This is a genomic window from Nonomuraea longicatena, from assembly GCF_039525605.1.
Lineage (GTDB): Bacteria > Actinomycetota > Actinomycetes > Streptosporangiales > Streptosporangiaceae > Nonomuraea > Nonomuraea longicatena.
In genome coordinates this window covers 61,096-80,142 of sequence record NZ_BAAAHQ010000039.1, presented here as the reverse complement: position 1 = coordinate 80,142, position 19,047 = coordinate 61,096, and the positions used below count along the sequence as shown (strand labels likewise).

The window sequence follows — 19,047 nt, the reverse complement described above, 5'->3', positions numbered from 1 at the left end:
GTCAGGACGCGATCAGCCGTCGGCTCTGCCCAGTTGGTTGTCGATGAACGCCAGCAGCTCCTCGGTGGACGCCTCCTCGATGGCCGTGTCCGATACGGTGGCGGCGATCCCGGAGCTGTCGGACGACTCCATCCATCGGGAGAGGATCGTCTGCAGGCGCACGGTGATCGTGTCCCTGCGCCCGTCGTCCTGACCGACGGAGAACAGCACGTCCTCCAGCGTGTCCAGCTCCGCGAGCACCGGCGATGCGAGCTGCGCCGCGCTGTCCGGGGCGATCGCGTCGAGCAGGAACGCGGTCAGCGCGGCGGGCGTCGGGTGGTCGAACACGACCGTGGCGGGCAGCCGCACGCCCACCGCCGCGCTGAGCCGGTTGCGCAGCTCGACCGCGGTCAGCGAGTCGAAGCCCAGCTCCAGGAACGGCCGCCTGGGATCGACGGCGTCCGCGTCGCGGAGGCCGAGAACCACCGCCACCTGGCTGCCGACCAGTCTCTGGACGGTCGCCTCGTGCCTTTCGGCGGGCAGCCCTGCCAGCCGCTCGGCCAGGGACATCCCGTCGTCGTCGCCGGCCCGCTGAGCTTGAGCGGCGGGCGGGACCAGACCGCGCAGCAGCGGGGCCACGTCGTCGCCGGAGCGCAGTGCGTCCAGGTCGAAGGGGCTCGCGGTCAGCGCGGCGTCGGGCAGTCCGAGCGCGGCGTCGAGCACGGCCAGCCCGTGCTCGACCCCGACCGGGACGAACCCGTCGCGGCGGAAGCGGGCCAGGTCGGCGTCGGTCACCCCGGAGCCGATGCCGCCGTCGACCTCCCACAGGCCCCAGCCCAGCGCGGTCGCCCGCAGGCCGCGGGCCACCCGGTGCCGGGCCAGGCCGTCCAGGAACGCGTTGGCCGCGGCGTAGTTGGCCTGCCCCGCACCGCCGAACACGCCGAGGAGCGAGGAGAAGAGGACGAACGCGGACAACTCCATGCCCTCGGTCAGCTCGTGCAGGTGCCATGCGCCGTCCACCTTGGACCGCAGTACGTACTCCAGTTGGCTGGGTTCCAGCGCGGTCACCAGGTTGCTGTCCAGCACTCCGGCCGCGTGCACCACAGCGGTCAGCGGGTGCTCGGCCGGGATGTCCGCCAGCAGCGCGGCCAGCGCGTCGCGGTCGGCGACGTCGCACGCGACGATCTCCACGAACGCGCCGTGCCCGGCCAGCGCGCGCCGCAGCGGCTCGGCGCCCGCGGCGTCCGGACCGGACCGGCTCACCAGCAGCAGGCGCCGCACGCCGTGCTCGGCCACGAGGTGGCGGGCGACCTCCGCGCCCAGCGCCCCGGTGCCTCCGGTGATCAGCACCGTACCCGAGGTCGTCCAGGCGCCCTGGCCGCCGTCCGGGGCACCGCCGTCGACCCGGCCCAGGCGGGGCGCCAGGACCTGGCCGCTGCGCAGGGCGACGGCGGGCTCGTCGGTGTCGAGCAGCGCGGCCAGCAGCGCGAGGTCTGCGGTTCCGGTGTCGGTGTCCACCAGGACGATCCGGCCCCGGTTCTCCGACTGGGCCGAGCGGACCAGACCCCACAGCGCGGCGGTGGCCGGGTCGCAGCGGTCGGACCCGGCCGCGGCCACGGCCCCCCGTGTGAGCACCACCAGCCGGGTCTCGGCCAACCGCTGGTCGGCCAGCCACGTGCGCAGCGACGCCAGTACGCCCGACGTGACCGCGTGCGTCCGCGCCGCGACGTCGTCGCCGGCCTCGGCCTCGGCGCTCAGCAGCAGCACCTCGGCGGGCAGGCCGGAGTCGGCGAAAGCGGCGATGTCGGCGAACACCGGCAGGTCGGTCCGAGTGCCGCCGACGGCGGCCCAGGTGACCGGCGGCGTGCCAGAGGTCAGCGGCAGCGCGATCCACTCCAGACGGTGCAGCGACCGTGCCGGGCCGGGGCCGCCGATCAGGTCGGCGGATGTCCGGTCGCGCCAGATGACCGAGTCCACACCGGCGACCGGGTCCCCGCCGGCGTCGGTCAGCAGCACCGATGCGCTGTTCTCCCCGGTCGGTGTGACCAGCGCCCGCACCACCGTGGCGCCGGTGGCGTACAGCCGCACCCCGCGCCACGCCGAGGCCAGGTGGCCACGGGTGACGCCCGCGAGCGACAGGGCCTCGTGCAGCAGGGTCGGGTGCAGGCAGAACCCGCCCGCGTCCCGGGTGTGCTCGTCGGCGAGCCGCACTTCGACCGCGGTCGCGGCGTCGATGTGCTGTTGCGAGCTCACCGCTGCGGGTTTGGCGGCGAGCAGACCGGTCGCCACCGTGACCCACTCCTCATCGGTGGCTTTGGCGTGCACGGACACCGCGCGCGCGCCGTTCTCGTCCGCCTCGCCGACGCGGGCCTGCACCGACGCGAAGCCCGACTCCGGCACCGCCAGCTCGGCCGGCACCGTCAGCTCGGTCACGACCGGGCAGCCGACCTCACGACCGGCCCAGGCGACCGCCTCCACCAGGGCTGACGCGGGCAGCACCACGGCGTCGGACACGGTGTGCTCGGCCAGCCACGGGTGCGTCCCCAGTGAGACCTCACCGGTGAACAGCACCTCGTCGGTGTCGGCCAACGAGACGGCCGCGCCCAGCAGCGGGTGGTCGCCCGGCCTCGGGCCGTACGCCGCCGGCCCGCCGGCGGCCTCCAGCCAGTAGCGCTCACGCTGGAACGGGTACGTGGGCAGGTCGACGACCTTCGCCCCGATCCCGGCGAAGAACGCCGCCCAGTCCACCCGTACGCCCCTGGTGTGCAGCAGACCCAGCGTCCCGACCAGGGTGCGCGGCTCGTCGTGGCCGTTGCGCATGGCCGGGACCGGCACCGCGTGCTCCACCCCGGCTGCGGCCATCGCCGTCAGCACCCCGTCCGGGCCCAGCTCCAGCATCGTGCTGACGCCCTTGGCCTCCAGCGTGCGCACGGCGTCCAGGAACCTCACGGGCAGGCGCACCTGGTCCACCCAGTAGTCGGTGGTGGACCACCGGTCGCCGGACTCGACCTCGCCGGTCACCGTCGACACGATCCGGATGTTCGGGCGGTGGAAGGTCAGTCCCTGGGCGATGGCCCGGAACTCCTCCAACATCGGGTCCATCCTCGGCGAGTGCGACGCGCGGCTGATGGCCAGCCGCTTGGTGTTGCGCCCGCGCGCCTTCCAGAGCGCGGCGACGGCCTCCGTGGCGTCGGTGTCGCCGGAGACGACGACCGACCGAGGGCTGTTGATGGTGCCGATGACCGCCCTGCCGGACGCCGGCAGCGTCTCGGCGATCTCCTGCTCCGTGGCCTGGATCGCGATCATCGCGCCGCCCTCGGGCAGACCGCGCATGAGCCGACCGCGCGAGGTGACCAGTGTCGCCGCGTCCGGCAGGGACAGCACCCCGGCGACGTGCGCGGCGATCAGCTCGCCTGCGGAGTGGCCGACGACGAAGTCCGGGTGCACGCCCCACGCCGCGAGCTGACGGAACAGCGCGACCCCGACGGCGAACAGTGCGGCCAGCGTGTAGTCGATCTGGTCCAGCTCGTCGCCGGTCTCGATGACCTCCCTCAACGGCCTGGGCAGGCCCTTGTCCAACTCGTCGGCCACCTCGTGGAACGCGTCCCGGAACACCGGGAACGCCGCGCAGAGCTGCTTGGCCATGCCCACGCGCTGCGCGCCGCCGCCGGTGAACATGAATGCGGTCAGGCCCTCGGCGCGGACCCCGCGCACCGCGTTGGGGCCGTCGGTGGCCAGCTCGGACAGGCCGCGCAGCAGCTCGTCGCGGTCGGCGGCCACGACCACGCCCCGGTGAGTGAGAGCGGACCGGGTGGTGGCCAGGGACAGGGCGACGTCGAGCCGGTCGACGTCGCCCTCGGCCAGCAGTTCGCCGATCTGGGCCGCGTGGGCGCGCAGACCCGCGACAGAGCTGCCCGAAAGCAGCCACGGCAGCACCGGCGGCTCGATCACGGGCACGCCGGCCGGGACCGGGGCATCGGTGTCGACCGGGGCCGGCTGCTCGATGATCACATGCGCGTTGGTGCCGCTGATGCCGAACGACGACACCGCCGCCCGGCGCGGCCGGCTCCCACGCTCCCACACCCGCTGCTCGGTCAGCAGCGCGAGCGCGCCCGACGACCAGTCCACGTGCGGGGACGGCGTCTCGGCGTGCAGCGTGCGCGGCAGCGTCCCGTGCCGCATCGCCTCGACCATCTTGATGACGCCGCCGACCCCGGCCGCCGCCTGGGAGTGGCCGATGTTGGACTTCAGCGACCCCAGCCACAGCGGCCGGGCCGCGTCGTGCGCGGCACCGTAGGTGGCCAGCAACGCCTGCGCCTCGATCGGGTCGCCCAACGGGGTGCCGGTGCCGTGTGCCTCGACGACGTCGATGTCGGCCGGATCCAGGCCCGCGTTCGCCAGCGCCTGCTGGATCACGCGCTCCTGCGACGGCCCGTTGGGCGCGGTGAGCCCGTTGGACGCGCCGTCCTGGTTGATCGCGGAGCCGCGCAGCACCGCAAGTACCCGGTGCCCGTTGCGCTCGGCGTCCGACAGCCGCTCCAGCAGCAGCAGGCCGACCCCCTCGCTCCACACCGTGCCGTCGGCGTCGGCGGAGAACGACTTGCACCGGCCGGAGGGAGACAGCCCGCGCTGCCTGCTGAACTCGACGAACGAGCCGGGCCCGGCCATCACCGTCACCCCGCCCGCCAGCACCAGGTCCGACTCGCCCGAGCGCAGCGCCTGCCCGGCCAGGTGCAGGGCCACCAGCGAGGACGAGCACGCCGTGTCGACGGTGACCGCGGGGCCTTCCAGCCCGTAGGTGTAGGCCAGGCGACCGGAGATCACGCTGGAGGTGTTGCCCACCAGCAGGAAGCCCTCGTACTCGGGTGGCACGGACGGCAGGTGCGCGGCGTAGTCGTCGTACATCGCCCCGACGAACACGCCGGTGTTGCTGCCGCGCAGGGTCGCCGGGTCGATCGCGGCGCTCTCGAAGGCGTTCCACGCCGTCTCCAGCAGCAACCGCTGCTGCGGGTCGGTGGCGGTGGCCTCGCGCGGGGAGATGCCGAAGAAGTCGCGGTCGAACAGGTCGGCTTCGTGCAGGAAGCCGCCTTCCCTGACGTAGGAGCTGCCGGTCGCCTCCGGGTCGGGGTCGTAGAGCCGTTCGAGATCCCAGCCCCGGTTGGTCGGGAACCCGCTGATGGCGTCGGTGCCGTCGGCGACCAGCCGCCACAGGTCCGCAGGCGAGCGGACCCCGCCCGGGTAGTGGCATGCCATTCCGATGATCGCGATCGGATCGTCGTCGGCGACGGTGGCCCTGATGCCGGCACCGGCCGCACCGGTGCCGCCCATCTGACCCAGCAGGTACGCGGTCAGCGCTTCCGGGCTCGGGTGGTCGAACACGACGGTGGACGGCAGCCGCACCCCTGTCGCGGCGCCGAGCTGGTTTCGCAGCTCGACGGCGGTCAGTGAGTCGAAGCCCTGGTCCTTGAACGCCCGAGCCGACTCGACGGCCGAGCCGGAGGCGTGGCCCAGTGCCAGCGCCGCCGTGCCCCGCACCAGCTCCAGCACAGCCGGTGCCCGCTCGCCTTCGGGCAGCGCGGCGATCCGTGCGGCCCAGTCGTCCTGGGCCATCCGGCGTTCCACCCGCCTGGGCCGGACCAGGCCGTGCCAGAGGCGCGGGCGATCGCCGCCGCCCGCCAGGTCCAGCGCGGCGGGCACGATCAGGGGGTCGGCCGAGCCGAGCACCTCGTCGAACATCGCCAAGCCCTGCGCCCGCGTCAGCGGGACCACACCGGAACGGGTCCAGCGCAGTACGTCCGCCTCGGACAGGGCCGCGCCCATGCCCTCCGCGTCCGCGCCCCACAGGCCCCAGGCCAGCGAGGTCGCGGCCAGCCCGTCGGCGGCCCGGTGTGCCGCCAGCGCGTCGAGATAGGTGTTCGCGGCGGCGTAGTTGCCCTGTCCGGCCGTGCCCATGATCCCGGAGACCGACGAGAACAGGACGAACGCGGCCAGGTCGTCGTCGGCGGTCAGGGTGTGCAGGTTCCACGCGCCGTCGACCTTGGGCCGCAGCACGGTCGTGATCTGCTCATCGGTCAGTGCCGTGATCGTCGCGTCGTCCAGGACGCCCGCGGTGTGCACCACGGCGGTCAGCGGGTGCTCGGCCGGGACCAGGGCCAGGGCGGCGGCGAGTGCGTCCCGGTCGGCGGCGTCGGCCGAGGCGACCCGGACCCGCGCGCCCAGCGCCGTCAGGTCGTCGACCAGCGCGGCGCAGCCGGGACTGTCCTCGCCGCGCCTGCTGACCAGCAGCAGGTGCCGCACGTCGTGTGCGGCGACCAGGTGCCGGGCCACCAGGGCGCCCAGCCCGCCGGTGCCTCCGGTGATCAGGACGGTGCCGTCGCGGTCGATCACCCGCCCGGTCCGGGTGCCCGCGGTCCTGGACAGGCGGGCGGCGTGCAACCTGCCCGAGCGAATGGCCACCTGCGGTTCCCCGCTCGCCGCCGCCGCGAGGACGAGGGCGTCGTCCGAGCCGTCCGTGTCGACCAGCACCAGGCGGCCGGGGTGCTCCGTCTGCGCCGAGCGGACCAGGCCCCACACTGGCGCGTGCGCCAGGTCGTCGACCCGGTCGCCGGGCAGCGCGGCGACCGCGCCGCTGGTCACCAGCACCAGCGTGGCGTCGGCGAACCGCTGGTCGGCCAGCCACTCCCGCACCAGCGCCAGTGCCACGGCGGTGGCCTCGTGCGCGTCGGCCGGGGAGTCGCCACCGGCGGTCAGCGTGGTGACGACGACGTCGGCGCGTTCGGTGGCGGCCAGCGTGGCGGCCAGGTCGGCTCGGGTCAGCGCCGGGGTGTCAGAGGTCGCGATCGCGGGCCAGGTGACGCCGAACAGCGAGGTGCCCTTGCCCGCCTTGCCGATCACGGCGCGGGAAACCCCGCGCAGGGTCAGTGACTCGACGGTGACCACCGGCGCGCCGGTGGTGTCGGTCAGCTCCAGCCGGACGGTGTCCCTGCCGACCGGCGACACCCGTACCCGTGCCGCGGTGGCCCCGCTGGTGTGCAGGGTGACACCTTCCCAGGTGAACGGCAGTCGGATCTCGTCACGGTCGCGTGCCGCGCCGGGCAACAGCGGGTGCAGCGCCGCGTCGAACAGCGCGGGGTGCAGTCCGAACCGGTCGTCGCGGTCGGCGTCCGGCAGCACGATCTCGGCCAGGACGTCCGTTCCCGCCCGCCACACCGACCGCAGCCCTCGGAACACCGGGCCGTAGTCGTAGCCGAGTTCGGCCAGCGCCGGGTAGGCGTCGTCGACCGGCTCGGCCACCGCGCCCGCAGGCGGCCAGGAGAGCACTGCTGCGGCAGGGCTCTCCTGGGCGGGTCCCAGCAGGCCCGTGGCGTGCTCGGTCCACGCGGCGGCCGGGTCGTCGCCGTTCGGCCGGGCGTGGACGGTGACCCGGTGGGAGCCGGATTCGCCCGCGGCGGCCACCCTGACCTGCACCCGTACCGGCTCTCCCTCGGGCAGCGGCAGCGGAGCCCGCAGCGTCAGCTCCGCGACCCGCTCGGCGCCCGTGTGCTCGCAGGCGGCGAACGCCAGCTCCAGGAACGCGGTCGCGGGCAACAGGGCCACACCCTCGATGACGTGGTCGGCGAGCCACGGGTGCGTCTTGGCCGAGAGCACGCCGGTCAGTACCACGCTCTCGTCGTCGGCCACCTCCACCAGGCCGCCGAGCAGCGGGTGCCCGGCCGGGTCGAGGCCGAGACCGCGCGCGTCGGGGCGCGAGCCCGAGGTCAGCCAGAAGTGCTCGCGTTGGAACGCGTACGTCGGCAGGCCGACGGGGACGGCCTCCGGGAAGAACGGTGTGAGGTCGAGTCGGGGACCGGCGACGTGTACGCCCGCCAGCCCGGCGACGAAGGTGTCGACCTCCGGCTTGTCCGTGCGTGCCAGTGGCACGGCGATCGCGGTGGCACCGGCGGCCTCGACGGTCTCCCGTGCCAGCGCGCTCAGCACCGCGTCCGGGCCGATCTCGGCGAACACCGTCGCGCCCAGGCCGGTCGCCGTCAGCACGGCGTCGTGGAACCGCACCGCCGAGCGGATCTGGTCGACCCAGTAGCCGGCGGTCGTGATCCGTTCCGGCGTCACGACCGCGCCGGTGACGGCGGAGATGACCGGGATGGCGGGGGCGTGGAACGTCAGGCTCTCGGCGACCGCGCGGAACTCGTCGAGGATGCCGTCCATGTGCGGCGAGTGGAACGCGTGGCTGACCCGCAGCGGGCGCACCCGGTGGCCCCTGTCCTTCCACTGCCGGGCGACGCGGCTCGCGACCTCCGCGTCACCCGCGATCACCACCGCCCTCGGGCCGTTCACCGCGGCGATGTCGACCAGCCCGGCGTGGTCGGCGATCGAGGCGGAGACGGCGTCGGGCTCGGCCTCGATGGCGATCATCGCGCCGTCCGGCCGCGCGGCCTGCATCAGCCGGCCCCTGGCGGCGACCAGCGTCGCGGCGTCCTCGGCGGAGAGCACCCCGGCCACATGCGCGGCGGCCAGTTCGCCGATCGAGTGCCCGACCACCAGGTCCGGCACCAGGCCGTGGTGAGCGGCCAGGCGGTGAAGCGCCACCTCGAACGCGAACAGGGCGGGCTGGGTGTAGCCGGTCTGGTCCAGGTCCTTCCCGCTCCCGATGACCTCGCGCAGCCGGCGGTCCAGGTGCGGGTCGAGGTGCGCGGCGATCTCGTCGAACGCTTCGGCGAACACCGGGAACGCGGCGCGCAGCTCCTCGCCCATGCCGACTCGCTGGGCGCCCTGGCCGGTGAACATCAGCAGGGTCTTGCCGGGCAGCGCTGTGCCGCGCACCACGGTGGGCGCGGCCTGCCCGCCCGCGAGGGCGGCCAGCCCGTCGAGCCGGTCCGGTCCGGTCGAACCGAGCACCACCGCGCGGTGGGCGAACGGGGTGCGCGTGGTCGCCAGCGCGAGACCGATGTCGGCCGGGTGCGCGTCCGGCCGCGTGAGCACGAACTCGCGCAGCCGTGCGGCCTGGGCGCGCAGGCCCTCGCCGGTCGGCGCGGACAGGACCCACGGCGCCCTCGACGCGTCACCGCCGCCCGGCCGGTCCGCCTCCGGCTCCACCTCGATGATGGCGTGGGCGTTGGTGCCGCTGATCCCGAACGACGACACCGCCGCGCGGCGCGGCCCCCCCGTCACCGGCCAGGCGCGGTTCGCGGTGACCACCGAGACCGCGCCCGACGACCAGTCCACGCGCGGGGTCGGCTCGTCGACGTGCAGGGTGGCCGGGACGACGCCGTGGCGCATCGCCTGCACCAGCTTGATCACACCGCCGACACCGGCCGCGGCCTGAGCGTGGCCGATGTTGGACTTGAGCGACCCGAGCAGTACCGGCTCCCGGCCACCCCGGTCGGCGCCGTAGGTCGCCAGCAGCGCCGCCGCCTCGATCGGGTCGCCCAGGCTGGTGCCGGTGCCGTGCGCCTCGACCACGTCGACGTCGGCGCCGGTCAGGCGGGCGTCGGCGAGGGCCTGGCGGATCACCCGCCGCTGCGCCAGGCCGCTCGGTGCGGTCAGTCCGTTGGAGGCACCATCGGAGTTGACCGCCGAGCCGCGCACCACGGCGAGCACCTGGTGCCCGTTGCGGCGGGCATCGGACAGCCGCTCGACCACGAGCAGGCCGACACCCTCGGCCCACGCGGTGCCGTCGGCGGCGGCGGCGAAGGCCTTGCAGCGGCCGTCGGCAGCGAGGCCCTGCTGCCGGGAGAACTCCAGGAACATGCCCGGCGTCGACATCACCGCCACACCGCCCGCGATCGCCAGCGACGTCTCGCCCCGGCGCAGCGACTGAACGGCCAGGTGCAGCGCCACCAGGGACGACGAGCACGCGGTGTCCACCGTGATGGCGGGACCGAGCAACCCCAGCTGGTAGGCGATACGGCCGGACATGACGCTGGCCGTCCCGCCGGTCAGCAGGTGCCCCTCCACGCTCGCCGGCGCGTCGTCCATCCGGGGGCCGTAGTCGAACGTCGTGGCGCCGATGAAGACCCCGGTCCGGGAGCCACGCAGGTCACGAGGGAGAAGACCGGCCCGCTCCAGCGCTTCCCACGTGGTCTCCAGCAGCAGCCGCTGTTGCGGGTCCATCGCCTGCGCCTCGCGCGGGGAGATGTCGAAGAACCTGGCGTCGAAGCGGCCCGCGTCGTGCAGGAAACCGCCCTCGCGCACCGAACTCTTGCCGGACGCGCCGGGGTCGGGGTCGACGAGGTCCTCGGCCCAGCCCCGGTCGGTGGGGAAACCGGAGATGGCGTCGCCGTTGCCGACGACCAGCCCCCACAGGTCGTCGGGCGAGGCGACCCCGCCGGGGTAGCGGCACGCCATCCCGACGATCGCGATCGGCTCGTCGTCCGAGCCGACGGTGACGACCTCATCGACGTCGGTGTCCCCGCCACTGAGCCGGGCGTCGAGGTGAGCGGCCAGCGCGGTCGGCGTGGGGTGGTCGAACAGGGTGCTCGACGGCAGGCTCAGCCCGGTGGCCTCCGCGAGGCCGTCACTGAGTTCCACGGTCATCAGCGAGCTGAAGCCGAGGTCACGGAAAGGCAGGTCGACCTCGACCGCCTTGCCGGGGGCCAGGCCCAGGACGGCGGCGACGTGCGCGGTCACCAGGTCGGCCGTGTGGCTGATCGGGCGGCTGGTCGGGCCGGTGGTCGGGCTGGTGGTCGGGCTGGTGACCGGGCGCGCGGCAGGCGCGCGGCTGACGCGCGGCGCGGCGGGGGCGGCGCTGTCGGCCACGCCGTCGGTGACCCAGTGGTGCTCGCGCTGGAAGGCATAGGTGGGCAGGTCGAGCCGGCGGGCCCTCGTGCCCGCGAAGACCGAGTCCCACTCCAACTCGACCCCGGACACGACCAGCCGGGAGACCGAGGCCATGACGGTACGAGCCTCCGGCCTGCCCTTGCGCAGCACCGACCCCGCCCGCACCGCCGACCGGTCGACGACGCTGTCGGCGACCAGGGCCGAGCACACGTCGTCCGGGCCGAACTCGATGACCGTGCGCACCCCCGCCGCCTCCAGGGCGCGCGCGGCGTCGCTGAAGCGGACGGTCGCGCGGACCTGCTCCACCCAGTACTCCGGGGACGCCAGCAGTTCGGCGGGGGCGACCTGTCCGGTCACCGTGGAGACCACCGTGATCCGTGGCGGATGGAACTCCAGGCCGGACACGACATCGCGGAAGGCGTCGAGCATCGCGTCCATGCGGTGGGAGTGGAAGGCGTGGCTCACCGAGAGCCGCTTGGTCTTGTGCCCGGCCTGCCGCAGCCGCGTGGCGGCGTGGAGCACGGCGTCCTCGTCACCGGAGAGCACGACCGCGTCCGGGCCGTTGACGGCGGCGAGCGCCACGGTGTCGGACAGGTACTCGGCGACCTGCTGCTCCGTCGCCCCCACGGCAACCATCGCGCCGCCGTCGGGCAGTGCCTGCATCATGCGTCCGCGTGCGGAGACGAGGGCGGCGGCGTCGGACAGGGACAGCACGCCCGCGACGTGGGCGGCGGCGATCTCGCCGATGGAGTGACCCATCACGAGGTCTGGTCGCAGGTTCCACGACTCGAACAGCCGGAACAGCGCCACCTCGACCGCGAACAGCGCGGGCTGGGTGTAGCCGGTCTGGTCCAGGTCCGTTCCGCTCTCGATCACCTCGCGCAACGGGCGGTCCAGGTGCGGGTCGATGAGCGCCGCGACCTCGTCGAAAGACCGCGCGTAGACCGGGAACGCGGCGTGCAGCTCCATGCCCATGCCGACCCGCTGGGCGCCCTGACCGGTGAACACGGCCGCAGTCGTGCCCCCCGACGTGACGCCGGTGACGAGCCCGGCGGCAGGGGTGTCCGCCGCCAGCGCACGCAGACCGGCGAGCAGTTCCTCGCGGTCCGCGGCGACGACGGCGGCGCGGTGGGGGAACCGGGTGCGCGTGGTCAGGGCGGACCAGCCGACGGACGCGACGTCGGCGTCGCCCGCCTCGACGGCGGCCCTGAGCCGCTCGGCCTGCGCGCGGAGCGCCTGCGGGGTGCGGCCGGAGACGACCACCGGCAGCGGTGCCGCGACGCCGGGCTCGCCGGGCCGGGCGGGCTCGGCGGTCGGCGCCTCCGCGACGACGACGTGGCAGTTCGTGCCGCCCATCCCGAAGGAACTGACCCCCGCGACGAGCCTGCGGTCCGGGTGCGGCCAGGGGGAGTGGCTCGTGACGACGGAGATGTTCAGCTCGCCGAACGGGATGGCCGGGTTCGGCGTCTCGTGGTTGAGGCTCGCGGGCAGCTCCCGGTTGCTGATCGCCAGCACGGTCTTCACCAGGCCGGTGATGCCCGCCGCGGCCTCCAGGTGGCCGATGTTGGTCTTCACCGAGCCGACGATCAGCGGGTCGCCGGACAGCTTGCGCGTGCCGATCGACGCTCCCAGCGCGGTGGCCTCGATCGGGTCACCCACCGGGGTACCGGTCCCGTGCAGCTCGACGTACTGCACGTCGTCGGGGGACACGCCCGCTCTGCGGTGCGCCGTCCGCACCACCTGCTCCTGTGCGAGCGCGCTCGGCACCGTCAGACCGGAGGTCGCGCCGTCGTTGTTCACCGCGCTGCCCAGCAGCACGCCGTGCACCCGGTCGCCATCGGCGATGGCCGCCCGCAGCGGTTTGAGCACGACCACGGCGGCCCCCTCGCCGCGCGCGTAGCCGTTGGCCCTGGCGTCGAAGGTGTGGCAGCGGCCGTCGGGGGACAGCCCGCCGAACCGCTCGGCGCCGAGCACGGTCTCGGCCAGGATGTTGAGGTTCACACCTGCGGCCAGCGCCAGTGCGGAGTCCCCCGAGCGCAGGGACTCGCAGGCCAGGTGCACCGCGACCAGTGACGACGACTGGCTGGTGTCGACGGTCAGGCTCGCGCCGCGCAGACCGAGGGCGTAGGAGATGCGGTTGGCGATGACGCCCCGGTGCACGCCCGCGTTGGTGTGCTGGGTGATCGCGGGCGAGCCCTGGCGGTAGACCAGAGCGGCGTAGTCCTCGCGCGCGGTGCCGACGTAGACCGAGGTCGGGCTGCCCTCCAGGTCGGCGGCGACGATTCCGGCGTCCTCCAGTGCGGACCAGGCCAACTCCAGCAGCAGGCGCTGCTGCGGGTCCATGACCCGCGCTTCGCGTGGCGAGATACCGAAGAAGGCGGCGTCGAAATCGGCTACCGAGTCCAGGAAACCGCCTCTGCGCACCGGGTCGCCCGCGTCGGCGGAGATCGGTTCCCAGCGATGCTCGGGCATGTCGGTCAGCGCGTCGCGCCCGGACCGCAGCAGGTCCCAGAACGCGGCGATGTCAGGTGCCCCTGGTAGCAGGCAGGACATCCCGACGACCGCGATCGCCTCGTCTTCTTGAGTGCCGTGGAATTGCTGACCACTCGTCATGGAAATCGGCTGCCCTCCGCTTGCCGGAAACCGGACGGGTTTTCCCAACCCAAACCCGTACGACACTAGCCACAGCGGGCGGTTTACGACCCACTGCCGGTCTTCTGCCGGTAAGGGGCTGATTGAACAATCGGTTACCGGGGGTTTCGCGAACACGACCCCGTAGAGCGACCGATAAATTCCCGGCAGGAATTCTTCATGTCGGCCGTAGCGCCGGCTATTACCGGAGCTAGACCAGATATAGGCCGTGATTCACCGGACGTTGGTTACGGTCGCCTCCGAGAACCTCACGTGGACAGGGGACGAAGATGAATCCAGTGGCCGACAAGCCCGAGCTGGCCGAGCCGTACATGTTCGCCTGGCTGGCATCTCTGGGACTCGGTGTCGAATACACCAGGTCGAAGAAGGACTCCCTGTACTACCGCGACGCCGGTGGTGCCGAGATTGAGGTGCTCGACCTCGTCGGCGGCTATGGGTCGACCATTCTCGGGCACAACAACCCGGAGCTCATCGAGTACACGAAATCACTGCTGGACAGCGATACCCCGATCCACGCACAGTTTTCCCGGCATCCTTACGCGAACAATCTCGCGTGGACGCTGAACACCATCGCGCACCGCGAGTTCGACACCGACGAGAACTACGCGGTGATCTTCGCCAACAGCGGGGCCGAGGCCAACGAGGTCGCCATCAAGCACGCCGAGATGGACCGCATGCTCAAGATCGGTGAGGCGCTCGCCGAGGTCGAAGCCCACATCGAGGCCGCCGTCGCGGCGGTGGCCTCCGGCGCGACCGTGGACGCCTCCCCCCTGCGGGGGTCGGACATCGACGAGGTCGTCGCCGCCCTGCGCGCCGCCAACGCCGAGCGCGCCGCCACGCCGCCGGTCTACCTGGCTCCCGTGGGCTCCTTCCACGGCAAGCTCGCGGGCACGATTCAGCTCACCCACAACTTCGCCTACCGCACACCGTTCATCGCCATGGCCGCGCAGTGCCGGTTCGTGCCGCTCGACCAGCCCGACGTCATCTCGGACGCGATCGCCGCCGAGAGCCGGACCCTGTTCGACCTCGCCGTCGACGGCGACGCCATCCGGGTCGTCGAGCGTCCGCTGCCGGTGATCAGCGCGTTCGTCCTGGAGCCCATCCAGGGTGAGGCGGGCATCCGCATCCTGGACGCCGGCGCCGTCGCCCGCCTGCGTGAGCTGCTCGACGCCGCCGACATCCCCGTCATCGTGGACGAGGTGCAGAGCGGCATGGGCCGCTCTGGCGCGTTCTTCGCCGCGTCACATCTGGGACTGCGCGGCGACTACATCACTCTGGCGAAGAGCTTGGGCGGCGGTATCGCCAAGGCGGCGGTCACACTGATCCGGTCGTCGCGCTACCGCGCCGACTTCGAGCTGGTGCACACCTCGACGTTCGCCAAGGACAGCCTTTCCACCCTCATCGCCCTGCGCGCCGTGGAACTGCTGGAGGCCGACGGCGGCGCGGTGTACCGGCTGGCGGCCCAGCGGGGAGACAAGCTGCTCGCCATGCTGCGCGCGCTGCGCGACGAGTTCGGCGACGTCGTCAAGGACGTCCGAGGCAAGGGGCTGATGGTGGGTCTGGAGTTCCACGACCTGTCCGGTTCGGCCTCCGAAATCCTCGCCGAGCAGGCCAGAGGCGGTCTGATCGGCTACATGTTCTCCGGCTACCTCCTGCGCGAACACAACATGCGCGTCTTCCCCACCGCCAGTGCCACCAGCACCCTGCGCTTCGAACCGTCCGTCTACATCACCGACGAGGAGATCACCCGCACGGAGAAAGGTCTGCGCGCGCTGATCACCCTGATTCGGGCCGAGGACGGCAAGACCCTGCTCGGCTGAAGCGCTGCGCCGGTGCCTGGGGCGGTCGCCGTGGGGGAGGTGTCCGAACTGGCGGTCTCCCATCTGGCCGACCGGCGACCCACGGATTCGGGCGATCAAGGAACTGGCAGGTAGAAGGCCCGGTTTCGAGTAGGGCGGGTGGGACTTGAACCCACGACCCACGGATTATGAGTCCGATGCTCTGACCGGCTGAGCTACCGCCCCTGGATTCAGTTGTGACGTGCGATCGGCGCCGGAGACGGCCGATGAGCACCCTTAGCGTAGAGCATCGGGTGCGTCCGTGGCCCGTACACCGGAGAAGACCGGCCCCGGGCCCGGGCGGGGGCCACGGACGCCCAGGCGGTCAGCCCAGGTCGGCCGGGTCCACGGCGTTGGCCATCGCGCGGTATCCGGCGTCGTTGAGGTGCAGCCGGTCGGCGGCCAGGTAGTCGGGGTTGACCTGGTCCTCGTCGGCCGGAGAGGCCAGTGCCCGGTCCAGGTCCACGACCGCGTCGTACGCCCCGGACGTCCGGATCCAGGCGTTCACCGCCTCCCGCTTCGCCTCGGTGGTCGGCGTGTGGTAGCGCGAGCCCTTCGTGGGCGGCAGCGTGGCGCCCAGCACGCGCAGCCCCTTGGTCTTGGCCTGGCGGATCAGGTCGCGGTGCCCGGCGATGATCTGGTCGGCGGAGACCTCGGTGAACGGCGCGTTGATGGGCGCCTGGACCTCGCTCATGCCGATGTCGTTGAGCCCCTCCAGGATGATGACCGTCCGTACGCCGGGCTGGCCGAGGACGTCGCGCCGGAAGCGGGAGACCCCCTTGTCGCCCAGGCGCGCGGAGTCGACGGTGACGCGGTTGCCGCCGATGCCCTGGTTCACCACGCCTCGCGGCTTACCGGCCGCGGCCAGGCGCTCGGCCAGTTCGTCGGGGTAGCGGTTGTCGGAACCGGGGGTGGAGCCGTACCCGTCGGTCAGTGAGTCGCCGAAGGCGACGACGGTGCCGCGGCGGGAGGCCGCGCCGATGACGTCGACCCCGCTCAGGTAGTACCAGGAGACGGTGGTCTGGGTGAAGGCGGCGGCCGAGGGGTCGGCGCGGTGGTCGGTGGCGATGGCCTGGGCGTGGTAGGTCGCGGGGCCGGTGGGCGCGGACAGGTAGAGGGTGACGGCGACGGAGTCCAGGTCGGACAGCTTGATCGGGACGGCGTCGGTGGCGAGTTCCGCGCCGGCGGGCACGGTGAAGGCGCGCTTGCCGCCGGAGGTGAGGTGCCGCAGCGTCGAGCCCTGTACGGCGGCGCCCCCCGAGGCGCGGGCGACGGTGGCGCCGGCGATCTTCAGCGGGGTGCTGCCGAAGACGTTGGACAGCCGGATCCTGGCCGTCGAGCCGCCCGCGCTGATGCGTACCACCTGGCGGATCGTCTGGTCGGCGAAGCCCTCCTCCGCCCAGTTCGGCGTGTAGCTGGTGCTGGGACGCTGCGGGGAGGCGGTCCAGGTGGCGCTCCATCCTCCGGGCTTGGCCGCCGCCGGGTTCGGGGCGGCCAGCAGGACGGCGAGGCCGACGGCGAGGACGGACGACAGCCGAGGTATGACTTTCATGAAACTTCTCCTGAGTCGGGTGGGACAGGAGAGCATCGTCGCCGTTCAGGCGGTGTGCCGCGTCGTACGCGGGTGTTGTCTTTCTCCTACGGCGGAGGGTGTAGACGCTGGGGTGGAAATACTTCTACCCGTGGACTTGTGAGCTGCGGAATCCTGACTCGGCCTGCGGGTACGGTCATGACCATGGCCGTCAAACTGGTGTATGAGACGCATGCGACGTCGGTGGACAACGAGGCTGGAGTCGCGACGGGCTGGCTGCCCGGCGAGTTGTCACCGCTCGGCAGGGAGCAGGCTGTCGAGTTGGGCCGCAGACGACGCGACGTCGACCACGTGTACTGCTCCGACCTGCGCCGCGCCGCCCAGACGGCCGAGATCGCCTTCGACGGCGTCAAGGAGGTCCGGCAGGACTCGCGGCTGCGCGAGTGCGACTACGGCGTCTACAACGGGCGGCCGGTCTCGGAACTCGCCGCGCTGCGCGGCGCGCATGTGGACCTGCCGTGGCCGGGCGGCCAGAGCTACCGGCAGGTGGTCGCCGAGATGGCCGCCTTCCTGGAGGAGGTGATGAAGCGCTGGCCGGGCGCGACGGTGCTGGTGGTGGCGCACACCGCCAACCTGTGGGCGCTGGAGAACCTGCTCATGGGTACGCCGCTGGAGGACCTGGTGACGATTCCCTTCGAGTGGCGGCCGGGCTGGGTGTTCGACCTGGCCTAGTGAGCCGGGCTCCGCGCGATCGGCCCGGGGAGCGGGCTCACGGAGCGGTGCCGAAGCCCGGATTCCTGACGAGCCAGTCCTGGTAGAGCGAGCTGTGCCGTACTGCCTCGGCGTGGGCCGCCTTGGCCTGCGCGAGCACCCACGCCGCGTCAGGGGCGGTGGGGTGGCGGCCGAGGAACTGCCGCCAGCGTAACGGGACGTCCACGAGCGGCACCATGACCAGCCCGGCGGGCGCCTGGTGGGTCGCCTGGCACAGGACGACCGCCCGGCCGACCTGCGCGAGGTGGGCGCAGGTGGACATGTCGGTCTCGTAGATCGTTCCGGGGGTGAACCCGGCGCGGGCGCACGCCATGGCGAAGCAGTCGGCGAAGCACCCGTCGCCGGGCGTCATCGCCCACTGCTCGCCGGCGAGTTCGGCGAGCTTGACCTCCTTCTCCCCGGCGAGGTGGTGACCGGGCCCGAGCAGCACGAACACCGGGTCGGTGCTCACGGTCTCCCACTCCAGCGTGCCGCCGGGCACGCCGGTGTCGCCGCAGGCGCCGACCAGGACGTAGTCGAGGCGGCCGAGTTCGGCCATCCCACTCAGCTCGTACGCCGACAGCGACGTGTGCGTGGTGACGGGACGCTCGGCCGCCAGCCGGTCGACCAGTCCGCCGAGCACGCAGCCGTTGGTGGCGCCGACCCGGTAGCGGATCGAGGGGGAGGTGGCGAAGCGCAGCGCCTCCTCCTGCAGTTCCCTGGCGGCGGGCAGGAGCACGCGGGCGCGGTCGAGCACGAGCTCGCCGAGCTGGGTGGGCCTGGCGCCCCGCCGATCGCGTTCGAACAGGGCGCCGCCGAGCGCCCGTTCGATGCGTTTGAGCTGGGCGGTGAGTGCGGGCTGGGCCAGACCGAGGAAGTTCGCCGCCTTGCTCACGCTACCCGCGTCGGCGACGGCGCGGACGATTCTGAGGTGCCTGAGCTCAAGGTCCATACGGGGACGGTAAGACGAGGGTTCCGGACGAGCAATGGGGATAAGTCAGGAAATATGACAGATATTGTCGGACGGAAGTCGGGTAGGGGACCTTCATGACGATGATGGGCATTGATCCGCGCACGCTCACAGAGGAAGACCTGCTGCGTGAGCTGCGCCACCTTCACAAGACTCGCCACGAGACCTTCCTGCACGGACCCGACGACGCGCTCGCCCACCACACCTCGCGCACCAGCGTGCTGGAGGCGGAGTACCTGCGCCGCCATCCGGTCCGCGACATCGACCCGAACAGGCTGCGACCATGAACATCCACGACGTCCACGCGATGTCCGGCGCCGACACCGTCGTCTACGAGGCGGTCGCGGCCCTCACGGTCGAGGGCCGCAGCGCCGACCTCGAAGCGGTCACGCACGCCACGGGGCTGGCAGAGGACGTGGTCCGCGAGAGCCTCGCCCACCTGGTGGCCCACGGCCACGTGCTGCCGGCGGGCGAGGCGTACACGCTCGGCCGCCACGACTTCGAGGTCGACTACTGAGCGACGCCGCCGTGACGTCGAGGTCGCCTACCGA

The 19,047-nt window shown here is 72.8% G+C and carries 7 protein-coding genes and 1 tRNA gene; 4 read left to right on the top strand and 4 right to left on the bottom strand.

Going from position 1 to position 19,047, the window contains the following annotated elements:
- Positions 1-12: 12 nt before the first annotated feature.
- Entirely contained in the window at positions 13-13,368 is a 13,356-nt protein-coding gene (locus ABD120_RS30655) for an SDR family NAD(P)-dependent oxidoreductase (protein WP_343953661.1), read from the bottom strand.
- 308 nt (positions 13,369-13,676) lie between these two features.
- On the opposite strand from ABD120_RS30655, the gene ABD120_RS30650 reads away from it, so the two are divergent.
- Positions 13,677-15,227, top strand: a complete 1,551-nt coding sequence (locus ABD120_RS30650) for an aspartate aminotransferase family protein (RefSeq protein ID WP_343953660.1) — start codon at positions 13,677-13,679, stop codon at positions 15,225-15,227.
- 130 nt (positions 15,228-15,357) lie between these two features.
- On the opposite strand, the gene ABD120_RS30645 is transcribed toward ABD120_RS30650, so the two are convergent.
- Positions 15,358-15,431, bottom strand: a tRNA-Ile gene (locus ABD120_RS30645).
- A gap of 139 nt (positions 15,432-15,570) precedes the next feature.
- On the bottom strand, positions 15,571-16,797 hold the full coding sequence (locus ABD120_RS30640; protein ID WP_343953659.1) for an SGNH/GDSL hydrolase family protein: 1,227 nt from the start codon (positions 16,795-16,797) through the stop codon (positions 15,571-15,573).
- A 183-nt stretch (positions 16,798-16,980) separates the two neighbouring features.
- Between ABD120_RS30640 and ABD120_RS30635 the strand changes: the two genes are divergently transcribed.
- Entirely contained in the window at positions 16,981-17,508 is a 528-nt protein-coding gene (locus tag ABD120_RS30635) for a histidine phosphatase family protein (protein ID WP_343953658.1), read from the top strand.
- 37 nt (positions 17,509-17,545) lie between these two features.
- Here the strand turns inward: ABD120_RS30635 and ABD120_RS30630 are convergent, their stop codons facing one another.
- A complete protein-coding gene (locus ABD120_RS30630) occupies positions 17,546-18,478 on the bottom strand; it encodes a LysR family transcriptional regulator (RefSeq protein WP_343953657.1) in 933 nt (310 codons plus the stop codon).
- A 101-nt stretch (positions 18,479-18,579) separates the two neighbouring features.
- Between ABD120_RS30630 and ABD120_RS30625 the strand changes: the two genes are divergently transcribed.
- Together ABD120_RS30625 and ABD120_RS30620 are read left to right on the top strand one after the other, a co-directional pair.
- A complete protein-coding gene (locus ABD120_RS30625) occupies positions 18,580-18,783 on the top strand; it encodes a DUF6158 family protein (protein WP_343953656.1) in 204 nt (67 codons plus the stop codon).
- Positions 18,780-19,013 (top strand): hypothetical protein, encoded by a 234-nt coding sequence (locus tag ABD120_RS30620; RefSeq protein WP_343953655.1) that lies wholly within the window; start codon positions 18,780-18,782, stop codon positions 19,011-19,013. Before ABD120_RS30625 ends, ABD120_RS30620 begins: the two co-directional genes overlap by 4 nt.
- Positions 19,014-19,047 lie beyond the last annotated feature (34 nt).

Coding starts and splice junctions, on each gene's coding strand:
- ABD120_RS30635 (WP_343953658.1), top strand. CDS start 16,981: ATGGCCGTCAAACTGGTGTATGAGACGCATGCGACGTCGGTGGACAAC.
- ABD120_RS30620 (WP_343953655.1), top strand. CDS start 18,780: ATGAACATCCACGACGTCCACGCGATGTCCGGCGCCGACACCGTCGTC.
- ABD120_RS30655 (WP_343953661.1), bottom strand. CDS start 13,368: ATGACGAGTGGTCAGCAATTCCACGGCACTCAAGAAGACGAGGCGATC.
- ABD120_RS30640 (WP_343953659.1), bottom strand. CDS start 16,797: ATGAAAGTCATACCTCGGCTGTCGTCCGTCCTCGCCGTCGGCCTCGCC.
- ABD120_RS30630 (WP_343953657.1), bottom strand. CDS start 18,478: ATGGACCTTGAGCTCAGGCACCTCAGAATCGTCCGCGCCGTCGCCGAC.
- ABD120_RS30625 (WP_343953656.1), top strand. CDS start 18,580: ATGATGGGCATTGATCCGCGCACGCTCACAGAGGAAGACCTGCTGCGT.
- ABD120_RS30650 (WP_343953660.1), top strand. CDS start 13,677: ATGAATCCAGTGGCCGACAAGCCCGAGCTGGCCGAGCCGTACATGTTC.